This is a genomic window from Acidovorax cavernicola (assembly GCF_003581445.1).
Genome location: NZ_QXMN01000027.1, coordinates 1 through 17,518 on the forward strand (window position 1 = coordinate 1; position 17,518 = coordinate 17,518).

Consider the following 17,518-nt stretch of genomic DNA (forward strand, 5'->3'; position numbering starts at 1 on the left):
GGACTTCAAGAACCTGGTGGCGTTCACCAGCCTGTCCAAGCGCAGCAATGTGCCCGGGCTGCGCAGCGGTTTCGTCGCCGGCGACGCCGCGCTGCTCAAGGCCTTCCTGCTGTACCGCACCTACCACGGCGGCGCGATGAGCCCGGCCGTGCAGGAAGCGAGCATCGTTGCCTGGAATGACGAAGAACATGTGATCGAGAACCGCCGCCAGTACCGGCAGAAGTTCGCCGAAGTCACGCCGCTGCTGGCCAGCGTGATGGACGTGCGCCTGCCCGACGCGGGCTTCTATCTCTGGGCCGGCGTACCGGAATCCCTGGGCATGGATGACACGGAGTTCGCACGCGAGCTGTATGCTCAATACAATGTCACGGTCCTGCCGGGCAGCTATCTGGCCCGGGATGTCGCAGGCCACAACCCCGGTGCGAATCGCGTACGCATGGCCCTGGTCGCAGAGACCGCGGAATGCCTCGAAGCGGCCCAGCGCATCGTCCAATTTATCCAAAACCTGAAGAAGTAAGCTTTCATGACTCAGCAATTGCAATCCATCATCGACGCCGCCTGGGACAACCGTGCAAACCTGAGCCCCGCGAGCGCGCCCGCAGAAGTCGTCGACGCCGTCGAACACGTGATCACCGAGCTGAACAACGGCAAGCTGCGCGTCGCCACCCGCGAAGGCGTGGGCCAGTGGACCGTGCACCAGTGGATCAAGAAGGCCGTGCTGCTGTCGTTCCGCCTGAAGGACAACGAGCAGATCCAGGCCGGTTCGCTGGGCTTCTACGACAAGGTGCCGACCAAGTTCTCGCACCTGTCGGCCGCCGAGCTGAAGGATTCGGGCGTGCGCATCGTGCCGCCGGCCGTGGCCCGCCGCGGCAGCTTCATCGCCAAGGGCGCAATCCTGATGCCCTCGTACGTGAACATCGGCGCCTACGTTGGCGAAGGCTCCATGGTCGACACCTGGGCCACCGTCGGTTCGTGCGCGCAGGTCGGTGCCAACGTGCACCTGTCGGGCGGCGTGGGCCTGGGCGGCGTGCTCGAGCCGCTGCAAGCGAACCCGACCATCATCGAAGACAACTGCTTCATCGGCGCGCGCTCCGAAGTCGTCGAAGGCGTGATCGTCGAAGAGAACTCGGTGCTGGGCATGGGCGTGTACCTCGGCCAGAGCACCCCGATCTTCAACCGCGACACCGGCGAAATTTCGTACGGCCGCGTGCCGGCCGGCAGCGTGGTCATCAGCGGCAGCCTGCCCAAGAAGACCAAGTCGGGCCAGGACTACAGCACCTACGCCGCGGTCATCGTGAAGACGGTCGACGCGCAAACGCGTTCGAAGACCAGCCTGAACGACCTGCTGCGCGACTGACCTTAGGCACACCCCCATGCTGCGCGCACTGCGTGTCGCTTCGCACACCCCCTTGCAGGGGGCAACGCCAGCGGCCCGGCAAAGCCGGTTCCGCGGCGTTCCGCACGAAGAATCCGGTGCTTGCGCAGCCTGCGAATAATTCAGAGAACAACCGAGGAGAGAGACCGATGAACATGATGGAACGGATTCTTCGTTTGATGGCCGAGCGCAAGGCCTCCGACATCTACCTCTCGGCCCACTCTCCGGTGATGATCCGCATCAACGGCAACTGCCTGCCGATCAATGCGCAGGTGCTGCCGCCGACCGCGCCGCTGGCGCTGCTGTCGGAAGTGGTGCCCGAAGCCCGCATCCAGGAACTGGAAAACACGGGCGAACTCAACATGGCCGTCGCCCTCGAAGGCGCCGGCAACTACCGCATCAGCGCGATGCGCCAGCGCGGCAGCTACGCGGTGGTGGTGCGGCACATCGCCTCCGTCATCCCCAGCTTCGACGACCTGAACCTGCCCGACATCCTGAAGTCGCTCATCATGGAAAAGCGCGGGCTGATCCTGATGGTGGGCGCCACCGGCGCGGGCAAGACGACCACGCTGGCCTCGATGCTCGACTACCGCAACGAGCACGCCAGCGGCCACATCCTCACGGTCGAGGAGCCGATCGAGTTCACGTACACCAACAAGAAATCGCTGGTGAACCAGCGCGACGTGGGCAGCGACACCACCTCGCTGCAGACCGCGCTCAAGAACGCGCTGCGCCAGGCACCCGACGTGATCCAGATCGGTGAAATCCGCGACCGCGAGACCATGACGGCCGCCATCGCCTACGCGCAGTCGGGCCACCTGTGCGTGGCCACGCTGCACGCCAACAACAGCTACCGCGCGCTGAATCGCATCCTGAGCTTCTTCCCTGTGGAAGTGCGCCCCACCCTGCTGGGCGACCTGGGCTCGGCGTTGCGCGCCGTGGTGTCGCAGCGCCTGCTGCGCACGCCCGCCGGCGCGCGCGTGCCTGCACTCGAAGTCATGCTGAACACCGCGCTCGTGGCCGACCTGATCGAAAAGGGCGATTTCTCCGGCGTCAAGGAAGCCATGGAGCAGTCGATGGCCGAAGGCTCGCAGACCTTCGAGGAAGACATCGCCCGCCTCATCACCGAGGAGCGCGTGACCCGCGAGGAAGGCCTGGCCAACGCCGACTCTCCCACCAACCTGATGTGGCGCCTGCAGAACCGCGACGCGCCCAAGAAGCAGGCCGAGGATCGCGATCTGACCGATCAGCTCGACGAACCCACCTTCACCGACATCACACTCGATGTGAAGTTCTGACCCTCTTTTTTCCGCTCCCTCGATGTCCCGTACGCTCCAGCTCGCCGAACAACTGATCTCGCGCCCTTCCGTCACCCCCGACGACGCGGGTTGCCAACAGATCCTGGGCGAACGCCTCGCCGCGCTGGGCTTCACGCTGGAAACCATCGAGAGCGGGCCGGCCGATTTCCGGGTGACCAACCTCTGGGCCGTGCGCCGCCCCACAAATGGCAAGGCGACGAAGACGCTGGTCTTCGCCGGCCACACCGACGTGGTGCCCACCGGTCCGCTCGACCAGTGGAGCAGCCACCCCTTCACGCCCACGCACCGCGACGGCAAGCTCTACGGCCGCGGTGCCTGCGACATGAAGACCTCGGTCGCGGCCTTCGTGACCTCCATCGAGGAGTTTCTGCAGGGCCAGCCCGACCCGGCACTCACGCTGGCCCTGCTGCTGACCAGCGACGAAGAAGGCCCGGGCGTCGACGGCACCGTGATCGTCTGCAACGCGCTGGCTGCACGCGGTGAAACCATCGACTACTGCATCGTCGGCGAACCCACCTCGGTCGCGCGCTGCGGCGACATGATCAAGAACGGCCGCCGCGGCACCATGAGCGGCAAGCTCACGGTGAACGGCGTGCAGGGCCACATCGCCTATCCGCACCTGGCGAAGAACCCGGTGCATGCGGTGGCGCCCGCGCTGGCCGAGCTGGTGGCGATCAATGCCGCCGGCGGCTGGGACGCTCAAGGCAACCCCTACTTCCAGCCGACCAGCTGGCAGATCAGCAATTTCCATTCGGGCACCGGCGCGAGCAACGTCATTCCGGGCAGCGCGGTGATCGATTTCAACTTCCGCTTCTCGACCGAGTCCACGCCCGAATCGCTGCAGCAGCGCGTGCACGCCGTGCTCGATGCGCACGGCGTCGACTACACGCTGACCTGGACCGTCGGCGGCCTGCCCTTCCTGACCACGCCCGGCGAACTCGTCTCGGCCGTGCAGACGGCGATCCGCGAGGAAACCGGCCTCGAGACCGAACTGTCGACCAGCGGCGGCACCAGCGACGCGCGCTTCATTGCCAAGATCTGCAAGCAGGTGGTCGAATGCGGCCCGGTGAACGCCAGCATCCACAAGATCGACGAGCACATCGAGGTCGCCGAGATCGAGACGCTGAAGAACATCTACCTGCGCACACTGCGCGGGCTCGACGCGGCGCTCGCCCAGGGCGCGCGATGAGCACCGTCATCGAACTCATCGAAGCCGGCGCCCAGCGACTGACCGACGCCGGCGTCGCGTTCGGCCACGGCACCGCCAACGCCTTCGACGAGGCTGCCTGGCTCGTGCTGTGGCGCCTGAAGCAGCCACTGGACGACCTCGACGCCGTGGCCGACACCCCCGTGTCGCCGGCCGACGCCGCCAAGGTGGTGGCCCTCATCGACGAACGCATCGCCACGCGCAAGCCCGCCGCCTACCTCACGAAAGAGGCCTGGCTGCAGGGCGTGCCCTTCTACGTGGACGAGCGCGCCATCGTGCCGCGCAGCTTCATCGCCGAACTCATCGCCGACGGCAGCATCGACTACTGGCTGGGCGAACACACGCAGCGCGTGCTCGACCTGTGCACCGGCAACGGCAGCCTCGCGGTGCTCGCGGCGCTCACCTACCCGGACGTGATGGTGGATGCCGCCGACCTGTCGGTCGAGGCCCTCGAAGTGGCTGCCATCAACGTCACGCGCCACGCACTCGATGCCCGCGTCACGCTGATCGAATCGGACGGCCTGAAGAACGTGCCCGGCCCGTACGACCTCGTGCTGTGCAACCCGCCCTACGTGAACAGCGCCAGCATGGCCGCGCTGCCCGCCGAATACCGCGCCGAGCCCGAACTGGCGCTGGCCGGCGGCACCGACGGCATGGATTTCGTGCGCCAGCTGTTCGCCGACGCGCCCGCACGCATGAGCGAGCAGGCCGTGCTGGTGCTGGAGATCGGCAACGAGCGCGACTACTTCGAGACGGCGTTTCCGCAGCTCGAGGTGGTCTGGCTCGAAACCTCGGCCGGGGAAGACCAGGTGCTGCTGGTCACCCGGACGGCGCTGCTGGCCGGCGCCGGCGTGCGTTAGCGGCGCCCGTCCACGCCCCTCTCACCGCCTTGCACGCAGCCTCCAGGCTGCGCCCCCTTTCATCGGGCGATGTCCGCCTTTGCCCCTTCGCGCCGGGTCGCCATGGGCCGGGCGGGATAATCGCCCCTCAGGTTTTGCTCTCATGATCACTCTCAAGAACGTCATTCTTCGCCGCAGCGCCAAGGTCCTGCTCGACGGCGCCACCGTCACCCTCAACCCCGGCGAGAAGGTCGGCCTGGTGGGACGCAACGGCGCCGGCAAGTCGACCCTGTTCGCCCTGCTCAACGGCACGCTGCACGAAGACGGCGGCGATTTCTCGGTGCCCAAGCAGTGGCGCATGGCCCAGGTCGCCCAGAACATGCCCGAGACCGAGGAGTCGGCCACCGACTTCGTGGTGGGCGGCGACACGCGCCTGACCGAGCTGCGCGACACCCTCGCCAAGATCGAAGCCGCCTACGCCGAGAACCCCGACGATGCCGAGATCGGCATGGAAATGGCCCATGCCTACACCGACCTGGCCGACGCGGGCGAGCACGATGCCGTGCCGCGCGCGCAGGCGCTGATCCTGGGCCTGGGCTTCAAGTCGCACGAGCTCGACGAGCCCGTCAACAGCTTCTCGGGCGGCTGGCGCATGCGCCTGCAGCTGGCGCGTGCGCTGATGTGCCCCAGCGACCTGCTGCTGCTCGACGAACCCACCAACCACCTGGACCTGGACGCACTCGTCTGGCTCGAAGCCTGGCTGCAGAAGTACGCCGGCACCATGATCGTCATCAGCCACGACCGCGAGTTCCTCGACGCCGTGACCGATGTCACCCTGCACATCGCCAACGCCCAGCTCACGCGCTACGGCGGCAACTACAGCAAGTTCGAGGACATGCGCGCGCTGCAGATGGAGCAGCAGCAACAGGCCTTCGCCAAGCAGCAGGACAAGATCGCCCACCTGCAGAAGTTCATCGACCGCTTCAAGGCCAAGGCCAGCAAGGCCAAACAGGCGCAAAGCCGCGTCAAGGCGCTGGAGCGCATGGAGCGGGTCGCGCCGCTGCTGGCCGAAGCCGACTTCAGCTTCGAGTTCAAGGAGCCGGGCAACATCCCCAACCCGATGCTGTCGATCAGCAACGCGAGCTTCGGCTACGTGGTGGAGAACGAAGCGCCCAAGACCATCCTGCGCGGCGTCAACCGCTCGGTGCTGGCGGGCCAGCGCATCGGCATCCTGGGCGCGAACGGCCAGGGCAAGTCGACGCTGGTGAAGACCATCGCGCGCGAAATGGGTGCGCTGGCGGGCCAGGTCACCGAGGGCAAGGGGCTGAACATCGGCTACTTCGCACAGCAGGAACTCGACGTGCTGCACCCCGAGAGCAACCCGCTGGAGCACATGGTGCGCATGGCGCGCGAGCTCGGCAGCAGCGCCAAGGAGCCGACCGGCGAGCAGGCGCTGCGCGGCTACCTGGGCAGCTTCAACTTCAGCGGCGACATGGTCAAGCAGCCCGTGGGCACCATGAGCGGCGGCGAAAAGGCCCGCCTCGTGCTCGCGATGATGGTCTGGCAGCGCCCCAACCTGCTGCTGCTCGACGAGCCGACCAACCACCTGGATCTGGCCACCCGCGAAGCCCTGGCCGTGGCGCTCAACGAGTTCGAAGGCACCCTGATGCTGGTGAGCCACGACCGTGCGCTCCTGCGCTCGGTGTGCGACGAGTTCTGGCTCGTCGGCCGCGGTGTCGTCGGCGACTTCGACGGCGACCTGGACGACTACCAGCGCTACCTGCTCGACGAAGCCAAGCGCCTGCGTGAAGAGGCCAAGGTGGCCGTGCGCGAGGCGGACGCCGCGGCGACGGCCGCTGCTGCAGCCGCCGCCGCAGCTTCTGCGGCCCCCGCCAAGAGCAGCAACACCCCCGAGCAGCGCAAGCAGGACGCCCAGGAGCGCCAGCAGCGCAGCGAACAGGCCAAGCCGCTGAAAAAGGAAATCGCCAGGATCGACGAACGCATGGCGGCGGCCAGCGCCGAGCGCGGCACGCTCGAAGCCAAACTGGCCGAACCGCTGCCGCCTGCCGAGATCGCCGATGCCGGCAAGCGGCTGAAGTCGCTCAACGACGAGATTGCGCAGCTCGAAGAGCGCTGGCTGGCGCTGTCCGACCAGCTCGAAGCGCTGACGGCCTAAGCCCCCTGCCTGCGCACGGCTGGCCACTGGCCGGTCAGCGCGGGCCGGGTAGCATGGCAAGGTCAGGGAACCCGCCAAGGAGCCACGCCGCATGCCGTCTGCCATCGAACTCGCCCGGGGCGATGAAAAACTCATCGCGGCCATCCACCGCAGCCGACGCCTGATCGGCCGCAAGGCCCTCATGGCCGCCGCCGCCAGCGCCATCCCGCTCCCTGGCGTCGACTGGATGGCCGACGCGGCGCTGCTTTCGCGCCTGGTGCCGCAGATCAGCTCCGAGTTCGGCCTCTCGGTCACCCAGGTCGAAAAGCTCGCGCCGCACCAGCGCGAACGCATCCAGAAGGCCGCCACGACGCTCGGCGCCCTGCTCGTCGGGCGGCTCGTCACGCGCGAGCTGCTCATGAAGCTGGCCCGCCACGCCGGCATCCGCCTGACCGCCAAGCAGGCCACCAAGTACGTGCCCATTGCCGGGCAGGTGGTGTCCGCCGCGCTCGGCTACGCCGCGCTGCGCGCGCTGGGCGAGCAGCACATCAAGGACTGCGTGCGCGTGAGCACCACGCTGGCCCTGACGCCGCCTGAGCCGGCTGAGCGGCTCAAGCCGGCCTGAGACACCCGCCCGGACGGTGCGTCAGTCGCGATGAGGCGGCGGCGCGAAGTGCGCGGCCGGCCGGAGCGCCTCTTCCTTCATCCGCTGTTCGTAGGCGGCCAGCAGTGCCACGTAGTGGCGCGACATCACGTCGCTCACCCGCCCCAGCCCGATCTTGCTGACCGTGGGCTGCGGAATGCCCGTTCGCTCCTGGATCTGCTTTTGCGTCAATCCGAGCGCCCGCAGCGCTTGCACCAATTCGCGTGGCTTCATATCGAACCTCCCTTTTTTTAATATTCTAAAGTCCAATACGAATATTCATTTGCGCTTGAATCTCCACCCCATGGAGACTATTGCTTCCCGTGCCCTGGCCGCACGCAAATTCGCCAAGATGACTCAGAAGCAGGCGGAGATCGCTTCGGGCGTCAAGCAATCGAGCATCTCGAAGATCGAGCGCGGCGACACCAGCCGCTCGATGAGCGTGCTGGCCCTGGCGCGTGCTTACCGCGCCGATCCCAACTGGCTCGACACCGGCGACGGCCCCGCGCCGTGGGACGAAGTGCAGATCCGCCCGGCACGCGACAACGCCCACGAGCCGCCCGGTCCCTACCGCGTCACCCGCACCCCGCCCGAAGGCCCGGCCTTCGCACCGCAGACGCCCGGCACCGTGCCGCTGATCTCGTGGGAGTTGGCCGGCGAATGGCGCGGCGCCGAATCGCCGCCCCGGCCCACGCTGGCCGAACGCTGGATTCCCTGCATCGCGCACCACAGCGCCGGCACCTACGCGCTGCGCGTGCGCGGCGACAGCATGACGGCACCGCACGGGCACCTGAAGAGCTACCCGGCCGGATCGATCATCTTCGTCGACCCGCAGCACACCACGCCCGACGACGGCGAGCGCGTGATCGCCAAGCTCGACAACGACACGAGCGGCGAAGTTACCTTCAAGGTCTACAAGGAAGACGCGGGCCGCCGCTGGCTGCTGCCGCTGAACCCGGCGCACGAACCGGTGCGCGCCGCCTTCACCGTGCTGGGCACGGTGATCGGCAAATGGGAAGACGAAGACTGAGAGGTCGAGAAGGTCGAGCGGCAGGCGCGTGCAAAGGCCTCGATTCGCGAGGTCAGGTTGCGTACAGATTCGCCGGGCACAGTGAGGTTTCTCCCGGTGGCCTGCACCTCTGATCCTCCCTCCTCCAGCAGGTCATCTTCCAGCCCGCCCTTGTGCGGGCTGTTTTTTTGCCTGCGAACACAGGCAACCCGCGCAAACGGATGGGCCCGAGGATTTTTATGTATAATCCTCGGTTGCCCGAAAACATCGGGCATTGCCTGGCCAGGCAAGCTGAATCTCATACCAGCGCGTCGAAGTCATAGCGACGAGAAAAACAACAATGACTTCCGCAAACGAATCTTTGCCGTAGCGTGGACCGCGTAAGAGTTCACGACCACATTCCCAAAGCCCTCCCCGCGAGGGCTTTTTTATGCGCGCTCGCAGCCCAAGGCGCCCGCCTTCCGTCAACCCCTCTTTTTTCCTACACGACGTAACGGAATGCGACCTACGCGGTTCCACCCGGGCGCAAGAGACGATTCGCTCACTGTCTGCACAGGGAACAAAGGGAATCAAATGAGCCTCAGGGATATCCGCGAACGCTACGGCGTGAGCTTCGAAAGAGGAACCCGCGTCATCTGCGGTGGCCGCCTCGGCACCGTCGCCGGCGCGAGCAATTCGCACATCCGGATCAAGTTCGACGGGCGCCAGATCAGCAGCCCGTGCGATCCGTTGGAGGTCCAGCCTTGCAATGAAGGCACCGCCAACCTCGCACCGCAGTCGGCGCAAGACTGGCGCGCCTCGGCGTAGCGCCTGCCGTCGCCTGCACCGCCCCGTTCAGGGCAACGCGAACGCCAGCACGTAGTCGCCCCGCTCCGGCGAGTAAGCCGCCCCGCCCGCCGAAATGACGATGTACTGCTTGCCCGTCTTGGGCGACACATACGTCATCGGCGTGGCGCTCGAGCCCACCGGCATCTCGTGCTTCCAGACCTCGGCACCGGTCTGCGCGTCGTAGGCGCGCAGGTAGAAGTCCTGGAACCCCGCAAAGAACACCAGGCCGCCCGCCGTCGACAGCGTGCCAGCGTATGTCGGCATGCCGATGGGCATGGGCATGTTCAGCTTCACGCCCATCGGGCCGAGCTGCTGGGCCGTGCCGGCAGGCACTTGCCAGGCCACCTTGCGCGTCTTCAGGTCGATCGCGGTGAGGGTGCCGAACGGCGGCTGCACGCAGGGCACGCCGAGCGCGGAGAACCAGATGTTGGTGTAGATGCCGTACGGCGTTCCGAGCTGCGCCGACGGGCCGTGGCCGTCGCTGACCGGCGGGTACTTCTTGGAAAAGGCCGCGTAGTCGTCGCGCGGCACGAGCTGGAACACACTCGGCACGCGGATGTCGTTAAGGAACACGCGCTGGTTGGCCGTGTCGACGGACACACTGCCCCAGTTCAGGCCACCCACATTGCCCGGATGCTGGATGGAGCGCACGAGACCCGGCGGCGTGAAGTCGCCGTCATAGCGCAGCTTGCGAAACTCGATGCGACACAGGAGCTGGTCGAACATCGTCATGCCCCACATCCGCTGCTCGCTCAGGCGCTCGGCGCCGATGGAGGGCATGCCGGTCGAATAAGGCTGCGTGGGCGACAGCTTTTCCTCGGGCACGGCGCCTTCCTGCGTCACGGGCTTCTCCGTCACTTCAGCCAGCGGCTCGCCTGTCGCTCGGTTGAGCAGGAAGATCTGGCCGCGCTTGGTCGTCTGCAGGACGGCCGGCGTGCTGCCGCCCTGCCCGTCGGGCAGGTCGATCAGGGCCGGCTGCGACGGCAGGTCGTAGTCCCAGATGTCGTGGTGCACCGTCTGGAACTTCCAGCGCGGCCGACCCGTGGTCACATCGAGCGCCACCAGCGTGGCGTTGTAGGCATCCGAATGCGCGGGCCGGCCCACGCCGTAGTAGTCGGGCGTGGCATTGCCCAGCGGCGCATAGATGAGGCCCAGCTTGTCGTCGTAGGACGCGGTGGTCCACATGTTCGGCGTGCCCAGGGTGTAGGTCTGGCCTTCGGGCGGCAGCCGCGTGGTGTCGGGGTTGCCCAGGTCCCAGGCCCACACGAGTTCACCGGTGCGCGCGCTGAAGGCACGGATCACGCCCGAGGGCTCGCCGCGCATCTGGTTGTCGACCACCCAGCCACCCACGACGATCAGGTCGCGTGCCACCAACGGCGCCGAGGTCTGGAAGTAGAAGCCGGGCCGCACGAGTCCCATGTTCTGCGACAGGGCCACGGTCCCCTTGTCGCCGAAGTCTTCGCAGGGCTTGCCTGTGCGCGCATCCAGCGCGATCAGGCGGGCATCGATGGTGGTCTGGATGATGCGGTCCCGGCACTGGCCTTCGGAGGTCGTGCTGGCAGCGGCCGGGGCCACCGCCTCGGCGCGGTAGTGCCCCAGTCCGCGGCAGCGTTGCCAGAACGGCGACTCGGCCTGCGGGTCGAAGGTCCAGCGTTCCTTGCCCGTGTCCGCATCGAGTGCAATGATCTTGTCGTTGCGCGTGCAGCTGTACACGGTGTCGCCGAGTTGCAGCGGCGTGTTCTGGTCCACGCCGGGCTTGAGGTCACCGGTGCGATAGCTCCACGCGAGCTGGAGCTTGCCGACCGTCTCGCGGTTGATCTGGTTGAACGGTGCATCGCGCCGGCCCTCGGTGGTGCGGCCATAGGCGCTCCAGTCGACGGGTTGGTTGTCGCCGGTGGGCAGCTGATAGGCCATCGATGCATCGGGACGGACCACGCCGTGCGGCATGAAGGCCAGGCCGAAGCCCATCACGAAGAGCAACGCGAACACCACGCCCCCCACACGCCAGGGCGCAGGCCGCGTCACATCGCTCGCGGAAGGCGCCAGCCACAGGCCGATGGCCGCCAGGGCGAACGGCGCCATCACGCGCGGAAACAGTGCCCAGAAATCAGCGCCGCTTTCCCACAGTGCCCATGGCACCGTGAGCACGGCCAGCACCGCCAGCAGCAAGGCACCACTGCGGCGGCCACGCCAGATCTGCAGCGCGGCCACAACAAGGACCGCCCCCGCGAGCAGGTAATAAGGCGAGCCCTGGAGCCAGACCAGTTGGGCGCCGCCGATCGCGAGGCCCAGCCCCATGAGGATCACCAGGACAGAGAACAAGCGCGAAACAATCACCATGACAGGCCTCCTGATTTCAGCCTAGCACGGCAACTTGAACGAGGGGAAGCACCTGCGAGGCAGGCGGCCTCTGCTTTGGTGACCACGCATCCGACACTGCGCTCGACAAAGCGAGCGCCGTCGTGATCCGAGCCGCAGAAAAAAGAAAAGCCGCTATTCCTGGAAATAGCGGCCTGTCTGGCGATCAAGAGGTTTGGTAGGACGTACTGGATTCGAACCAGTGACCAACGGATTAAAAGTCCGCTGCTCTACCAACTGAGCTAACGTCCCGGAACCATTTTTCTTGCTTCTTGCCGACGTCGAATCCGGCAAAGCCTTGGATTATAGCGTGCTGTTTCGCGCAATTTCGTCCAGCACCCATCCTGCCGCACATTGACCGAAGGTGGCGGTCACGCTGACCACCGATCCGTAGCCGTGGCAGTTGAGCGAACCATCGCCCGACTCGATCTGGCAGGAGGCGTCGGGCGGTGCCACGCTCTCGCGGCTGAACACGCAGCTCAAACCGATCTTGCGACCCTCGCGCGGCGCGCCGTGCAGCTTGCGCAGGCGTTGGCGAAGCTGGGCAAGCAGCGGGTCGTGGGTGACGAGCGAGAGGTCTTCGATGTCGACCCTGTGCGCCTGGCGCTTGCCGCCTGCCGCACCGACCGTGATGAGCGCGGTGCTGCGCGACGCCGTGCGTGCCCATGCGGCCATGGCCAGCTTGGCCTTCACCTGGTCACAGGCGTCGATGACCGCATGCACTGGCCCGTGGGCCGCCTGCGCGGCATCGAGCAGCGAGGTCCAGTTGTCGGGCTCGACGAACTCGTCGATGGCGAGCACCTGGCAGCCGGGGTTGATCTGTGCGATGCGCTCGCGCATGGCCTCGACCTTGGCCTGCCCCACGGTGGAGTCGAGGGCGTGGATCTGGCGGTTGATGTTCGACTCCGACACGTGATCGAGATCGATCAGCGTCAGGCGCCCCACCCCGCTGCGCGCCAGCGCCTCGACCGCCCAGGAGCCCACGCCGCCGATGCCGACGACCAGCACGTGGGCATGGCGGATGCGCGCAGCACCGGCCACGCCGTAAAGACGCTCGAGCCCGCCGAAGCGGCGCGCAAAGTCAGGCGCCGCGGTGTCGGTGATGACATCCGCGGCGGCCATGGGGAGGGAGGAGACTTCAGCCGAAGGCATCGAAGCGCTCAAGCGGAAAGCTCCGCCAGAACAGTCATCACGTCAGCGCAGGCGCGACAGACGCTCACGGCCGGCCTGTGCGGCTTCCGACTGCGGATAGGCCTTGGCCAGGTCTTCCAGCGTGCGACGTGCGGCGCGCGTGTCCTTCAGTTCGATCTGGCAGTTCGCGATCGACAGCACAGCCTCTGGGGCCTTGGCATGGTCGGGCGCGAGCGACAGCATCGAGCGGAAATTGGCGATGGCTTCGTTGTAGTTGCGCGTGGCGTACTGCGCATTGCCGAGCCAGAACAGCGCGGACGCGTTGTAGCCGCTTTGCGGGTAGCGCTTCACGAACTCGGCGAACGCGGTCTGGGCCTGTGCGAACTGGCCCGAGCGGAAGATGCCGAGGGCAGCTTCGAAATCGGCCTTTTCCTTCGGATCGGCGTTGAACTCGCGACCGTCGATCGAGACCTTGGAAGGCTCGTTCTGGCGCAGCTTGTCATCGATCGTGGTCTGGCGCGACTGCATTTCGCTCAGCGTGCGCGTGAGCTGCTCGTTCTGGCCGGTCATGCGCGCCAGCTCGCCGCGCATCTGTTCGATCTGGCTTTGCAGGTCGAGCAGGCTGCGGCGCAGCTGGCCATTCTCGTCGGCCAGGCGCTGGTCGGTCTGCTGGCGCATGGCTTCGACGCGCTGGCGCAGGTCGAGGATGGCGCGGCGCGCCTCGTCGTCCTCGAACAGCGCGGCCTGCGAGCCGGCCGAGGCGCAGAGCAAGGCGGCGGCGAGGGCCGCGCCTCGCCACAGGGCACGTGGCTGCATCACCGGGTGTAGCGGATTTCAGCGCGGCGGTTCTGTGCCCACGCCTCTTCACCCGAGCCCTGGGCCGCGGGCTTTTCCTTGCCGAAGCTCACGGCTTCGATCTGGCCGTCGTTCACGCCCAGCAGCGTGAGCGCGCGGCGCACGGCTTCGGAGCGCTTCTGTCCGAGGGCCAGGTTGTATTCGCGGCCGCCGCGATCGTCGGTGTGGCCTTCGATCGAGATGCGACGTTGCGGTGCGCCCTTGAGGAAGCGCGCGTGGCCGTCGATGACCGACTGGAACTCGGGCTTGACCGTGTAGCTGTCGTAGTCGAAGTACACGATGCGCGCGACGCCGACCGGACCTTGCGCCGTGTTGGCGTTGGGATCGATGGTCACCGGAGCCACAGCGGTTGCGCCGCCTTGCTGGCCGCCGGCCGTGCCGGTGCGGTCGGAGACCGGCGTTTCATTGAGCTTGGTGCCCGACGAGCAACCGGCGATAAGCGCCACGATGGCGAGCGAATAGATCGTACGTTTCAACATTTGCGAACTCCTCAAGAAATTTGTCTGGTCAGTGCTGTCAGTGCTTATTGCTTTTGAAACGGACCCCAGTCCGGTTCCCGGATGTCTCCGGCCTGGCCCGCCAGTCGGGCCTTGATCTTTCCGTCCAGCGTGGTCGTCATGAGCGCCTCGCGGCCTTGCAGGTGCGTGGCATAGACGATCAGCTTGCTGTTGGGGGCGAAGCTCGGGCTCTCGTCGGCCGTGGTGTCGGTGATCGCGGCGACGTTGCCGGTGGCCAACTCCATCACGTGGAGTTTGAACGCACCGCCGACCCGCGAGATGTAGGCCAACCACCGGCCATCGCCGCTGACAGATGGAGAAATGTTGTAGGTGCCGCTGAAGGTGACCCGGGTCGGATTGCCGCCGCCGGCGCCCATCTTGTAGATCTGGGGCGCGCCGCCGCGGTCGCTCACGAAGTAGATCGTGCTGCCGTCGGCCGAGTACACCGGCTCGGTGTCGATGCTTGAACTTTGCGTCAGCCGACGCGGTTCGCCACCGCTGGCCGGGATGGTGTACAGCTGCGAGCCGCCGTCGCGGCTGAGCGTGACGGCCAGCGAGCCGCCGTCGGGCGCCCAGGCCGGCGCGCTGTTGGAGCCCTTGAAGTTCGCGAGCAACCGGCGCTGGCCGCTGGCCACGTTGTGCACATAGACCACGGGCTTGCGCGACTCGAACGACACGTACGCCAGTTGCTGGCCGTTGGACGACCAGCAGGGCGAGATGATCGGCTCGGGGCTGGCAAGCGCGGCCTGCGCGTTCTCGCCGTCGGCGTCGGCCACCCACAGCGAATAGCGGCTGCCGCCCTTGGTGACGTAGGCGATGCGGGTCGAGAAGATGCCCTTCTCGCCGGTCAGCTTTTCATAGACGTAGTCGGCGATGCGGTGCGCCGCCAGACGCAGGTCACCCTGCGGCACGGTGTAGCTCTGGCCGCCGAGGTCGCGGTCTTTCACGACGTCCCACAGGCGGAAGCGCACGTCGTAGCGGCCATCGGCCAGCCGGCTGACACTGCCCACCACGAGCGAATCGGCGGTGCGTTGACGCCACAGGGCGAGGTCGGGGCGGGAGGACTCGTCGAGCGCCTGGCCCGAGGCATCGACGCCACGGAACTGGCCGCTGCGCTCCAGGTCGGCCTGGACGATGTCGGAAATCTTCTGGGGCGAGGCGTCCTGCCCCCGGAAAGGCACGAGCGCGATCGGCAGCTGCGTCAGGCCCACGCCCGACACCTCGACCCGGAACTGGGCCATGGCAGGGAGCATGGGAGTGGCGGCAAGGGCCGCGATGAGGCTGCGGCGCGCAATCAACGATGAAGAAGGAGTTGGGGAAAGATCTTGCAACGGCTTGTTCATGCGGTTCGGAGAGGTTTCCGGGTCAAAAGTTTCTCCCGGGCGTTTCACGGGCCACATGTTACACACTGGTTTGGACCCGCCGTCACAAAACGTTTATCCAACGTTCAGCCAGCGAACTGGTCCTACAAGGCCCCCGGAAAGCGGCCGGAGCCGCCCCGTAAAATCCGCCGCCATATGCAAGCATCCCCCGGCAGCGAGAGCGCCCGCCCTCCCCTCATGCGCCGGCTGGCGCGACTCATGACCTGGTTCGGCAGTTCGCGCCAATGGTGGGCCGTGGGGCTGATCGGCGCCCTGCTGGCCGCACTCACCGAGCCGCTGATGGCCGCCATGCTCAAGCCGTTGCTCGACCGGGGCTTCACGCGCGACGAGATGCCGCTGTGGTTCATCCCGGCCGCCGTGCTGCTGCTGTTCGCGGTGCGCGGCATCGCGCAGTTCATTTCGCAATACGCGCTCTCGCGCATCGCCAACGAAGGCATGCAGAAGCTGCGCCGCGTGCTGTTCGAACGACTGCTCGGCGCCGAGCTGGCGCTGTTCGCGCGGCAGTCGGCCAGCGCGCTGTCGAACACCGTCGTGTACGAGGTGCAGACCGGCGCCATGCTGCTGGTGCAAGCGCTGCTCGGGCTGTCGCGCGACGGCTTCACGCTGATCGCGCTGCTCGGCTATCTGATCTACCTGAACTGGAAGCTCACGCTGATCGTGGCCTTCCTGGTGCCCAGCATCTCCTGGATCATGAAGGTGTTCTCCAAGCGCCTGTACAAGCTCACGCAGCAAGGTCAGCAGGCCACCGACGAGCTGGCCTACGTGGTCGAGGAAAACGTGCTGGCCCACCGCGTGGTGCGGCTGCACGGCGCCGAAGAGGCCCAGGGCCGGCGCTTCGAACAGCTGAGCCAGCGCCTGAACCGGCTGGCCGTGAAATCGACCATCGCCCAGGCCGCCACCACGCCGCTGACGCAGATGATGGCCTCGCTGGCGCTGTCGGTGGTCGTGATGATCGCGCTGTGGCAAAGCGGCAAGCAGGGCTTCACGGTGGGCGGTTTCGTCGCCTACATCACGGCGATGCTGATGCTGATCGCGCCGATCCGTCGCCTGGCCGAAGTCGCCGGGCCGATCACGCGCGGCCTTGCCGCGCTCGAGCGCGGTCTCGTCCTCATCGACGAAGTCGCGCCCGAATCGCAGGGCGACCACCAGGTCGCACACGCGAACGGTCGCATCGAACTGCGCAACATCGAGGTCAGCTACCGCGGCGAAGACGGTCTGAAAGCGCTCGACCGCGTGAACCTCGTCATCGAGCCGGGCCAGGTCGTGGCCTTCGTCGGTCCGTCGGGCTCCGGCAAGACCACGCTGATCAACCTGCTGCCGCGCTTCGTCCAGCCCAGCGGCGGCCAGGTGCTGCTCGACGGCCACGACACCAGCGAGTGGCAGCTCAAGAGCCTGCGCGCCCAGTTCGCGATGGTGAGCCAGGACGTCGTGATGCTCAACGACACGCTCGCCGCCAACGTGGCGCTGGGCGGCGACATCGACGTGCCGCGTGTGCTGGCCTGCCTCGAGGCGGCCAACCTGAGCGCGCACGTCGAGACGCTGCCGCAGGGCATCGACACCGTGCTCGGCCACAACGCCACGCAGCTCTCGGGCGGGCAGCGCCAACGGCTGGCGATTGCCCGTGCGCTCTACAAGAACGCGCCCGTGCTGCTGCTCGACGAAGCGACCTCGGCCCTGGACACCGAATCGGAACGGCTGGTGCAGGACGCCCTGCAGCGCCTGATGCAAGGCCGCACCACGCTGATCGTGGCGCATCGCCTGTCGACCATCCAGCATGCCGACCGCATCATCGTGATGGAGCAAGGCCGCATCGCCGAGGAAGGCAGCCACGAGCAGCTCATGGCCCGCGACGGACTCTATGCGCGGCTGCAGACGCTGGCCGTGCGCAGCGCGGCGCCGGGGCAAGACCCGACGCTCTGA

16 protein-coding genes and 1 tRNA gene are annotated in these 17,518 nt (G+C 66.9%); 10 read left to right on the forward strand and 7 right to left on the reverse strand.

Features of this window, described 5'->3' with window-relative positions:
* The 7 genes from D3H34_RS19995 to D3H34_RS20025 form a co-directional block, all read left to right on the forward strand.
* A partial coding sequence (locus tag D3H34_RS19995) for an aminotransferase class I/II-fold pyridoxal phosphate-dependent enzyme (protein WP_119555994.1) occupies nucleotides 1–517 on the forward strand: 517 nt, incomplete at its 5' end.
* 6 nt (nucleotides 518–523) lie between these two features.
* Nucleotides 524–1,357: a 2,3,4,5-tetrahydropyridine-2,6-dicarboxylate N-succinyltransferase gene (gene dapD / locus D3H34_RS20000; RefSeq protein WP_119555995.1), complete on the forward strand. Its 834-nt coding sequence runs from the start codon at nucleotides 524–526 to the stop codon at nucleotides 1,355–1,357.
* A gap of 167 nt (nucleotides 1,358–1,524) precedes the next feature.
* Entirely contained in the window at nucleotides 1,525–2,673 is a 1,149-nt protein-coding gene (locus tag D3H34_RS20005; protein WP_119555996.1) for a PilT/PilU family type 4a pilus ATPase, read from the forward strand.
* 22 nt (nucleotides 2,674–2,695) lie between these two features.
* Nucleotides 2,696–3,883, forward strand: coding sequence for a succinyl-diaminopimelate desuccinylase (gene dapE, locus D3H34_RS20010; protein ID WP_119555997.1), 1,188 nt, complete (start codon nucleotides 2,696–2,698; stop codon nucleotides 3,881–3,883).
* Complete coding sequence (prmB, locus tag D3H34_RS20015) at nucleotides 3,880–4,761, forward strand: 50S ribosomal protein L3 N(5)-glutamine methyltransferase (protein WP_119555998.1); 882 nt, start codon at nucleotides 3,880–3,882, stop codon at nucleotides 4,759–4,761. The genes dapE and prmB overlap by 4 nt, the downstream gene beginning before the upstream one ends.
* 142 nt (nucleotides 4,762–4,903) lie before the next feature.
* The gene (locus D3H34_RS20020) at nucleotides 4,904–6,916 is read left to right on the forward strand and encodes an ABC-F family ATP-binding cassette domain-containing protein (protein WP_119555999.1); all 2,013 of its coding nucleotides are present in this window, start codon (nucleotides 4,904–4,906) and stop codon (nucleotides 6,914–6,916) included.
* Between the two features lie 91 nt (nucleotides 6,917–7,007).
* The gene (locus tag D3H34_RS20025; protein ID WP_119556000.1) at nucleotides 7,008–7,520 is read left to right on the forward strand and encodes a hypothetical protein; all 513 of its coding nucleotides are present in this window, start codon (nucleotides 7,008–7,010) and stop codon (nucleotides 7,518–7,520) included.
* Nucleotides 7,521–7,541: 21 nt separating this feature from the next.
* Here D3H34_RS20025 and D3H34_RS20030 read toward each other — a convergent pair whose 3' ends face one another.
* Nucleotides 7,542–7,772 (reverse strand): helix-turn-helix domain-containing protein, encoded by a 231-nt coding sequence (locus tag D3H34_RS20030; RefSeq protein ID WP_119556001.1) that lies wholly within the window; start codon nucleotides 7,770–7,772, stop codon nucleotides 7,542–7,544.
* Nucleotides 7,773–7,842: 70 nt separating this feature from the next.
* Here D3H34_RS20030 and D3H34_RS20035 point away from each other — a divergent pair, with 70 nt between their 5' ends.
* Together D3H34_RS20035 and D3H34_RS20040 are read left to right on the forward strand one after the other, a co-directional pair.
* Nucleotides 7,843–8,568, forward strand: coding sequence for a helix-turn-helix domain-containing protein (locus tag D3H34_RS20035; protein ID WP_119556002.1), 726 nt, complete (start codon nucleotides 7,843–7,845; stop codon nucleotides 8,566–8,568).
* Between the two features lie 552 nt (nucleotides 8,569–9,120).
* Complete coding sequence (locus D3H34_RS20040) at nucleotides 9,121–9,354, forward strand: hypothetical protein (protein WP_119556003.1); 234 nt, start codon at nucleotides 9,121–9,123, stop codon at nucleotides 9,352–9,354.
* A gap of 27 nt (nucleotides 9,355–9,381) precedes the next feature.
* On the opposite strand, the gene D3H34_RS20045 is transcribed toward D3H34_RS20040, so the two are convergent.
* The 6 genes from D3H34_RS20045 to tolB all read right to left on the reverse strand — a co-directional run bounded on the left by D3H34_RS20045 (nucleotide 9,382) and on the right by tolB (nucleotide 15,559).
* Nucleotides 9,382–11,715 carry a membrane-bound PQQ-dependent dehydrogenase, glucose/quinate/shikimate family gene (locus D3H34_RS20045; protein ID WP_119556004.1) on the reverse strand — a complete coding sequence of 778 codons (2,334 nt, stop codon included), beginning with the start codon at nucleotides 11,713–11,715 and terminating at the stop codon, nucleotides 9,382–9,384.
* Nucleotides 11,716–11,909: 194 nt separating this feature from the next.
* Nucleotides 11,910–11,985: transfer RNA gene (locus D3H34_RS20050), tRNA-Lys, on the reverse strand.
* Nucleotides 11,986–12,036: 51 nt separating this feature from the next.
* Entirely contained in the window at nucleotides 12,037–12,855 is an 819-nt protein-coding gene (locus D3H34_RS20055; RefSeq protein WP_205736770.1) for a tRNA threonylcarbamoyladenosine dehydratase, read from the reverse strand.
* Between the two features lie 72 nt (nucleotides 12,856–12,927).
* On the reverse strand, nucleotides 12,928–13,680 hold the full coding sequence (gene ybgF / locus D3H34_RS20060; protein WP_119556006.1) for a tol-pal system protein YbgF: 753 nt from the start codon (nucleotides 13,678–13,680) through the stop codon (nucleotides 12,928–12,930).
* Nucleotides 13,680–14,198, reverse strand: coding sequence for a peptidoglycan-associated lipoprotein Pal (gene pal, locus D3H34_RS20065; protein WP_119556007.1), 519 nt, complete (start codon nucleotides 14,196–14,198; stop codon nucleotides 13,680–13,682). Before pal ends, ybgF begins: the two co-directional genes overlap by 1 nt.
* A gap of 44 nt (nucleotides 14,199–14,242) precedes the next feature.
* On the reverse strand, nucleotides 14,243–15,559 hold the full coding sequence (gene tolB, locus D3H34_RS20070) for a Tol-Pal system beta propeller repeat protein TolB (RefSeq protein ID WP_119556008.1): 1,317 nt from the start codon (nucleotides 15,557–15,559) through the stop codon (nucleotides 14,243–14,245).
* Nucleotides 15,560–15,733: 174 nt separating this feature from the next.
* Here tolB and msbA point away from each other — a divergent pair, with 174 nt between their 5' ends.
* On the forward strand, nucleotides 15,734–17,518 hold the full coding sequence (gene msbA / locus D3H34_RS20075) for a lipid A export permease/ATP-binding protein MsbA (protein ID WP_119556009.1): 1,785 nt from the start codon (nucleotides 15,734–15,736) through the stop codon (nucleotides 17,516–17,518).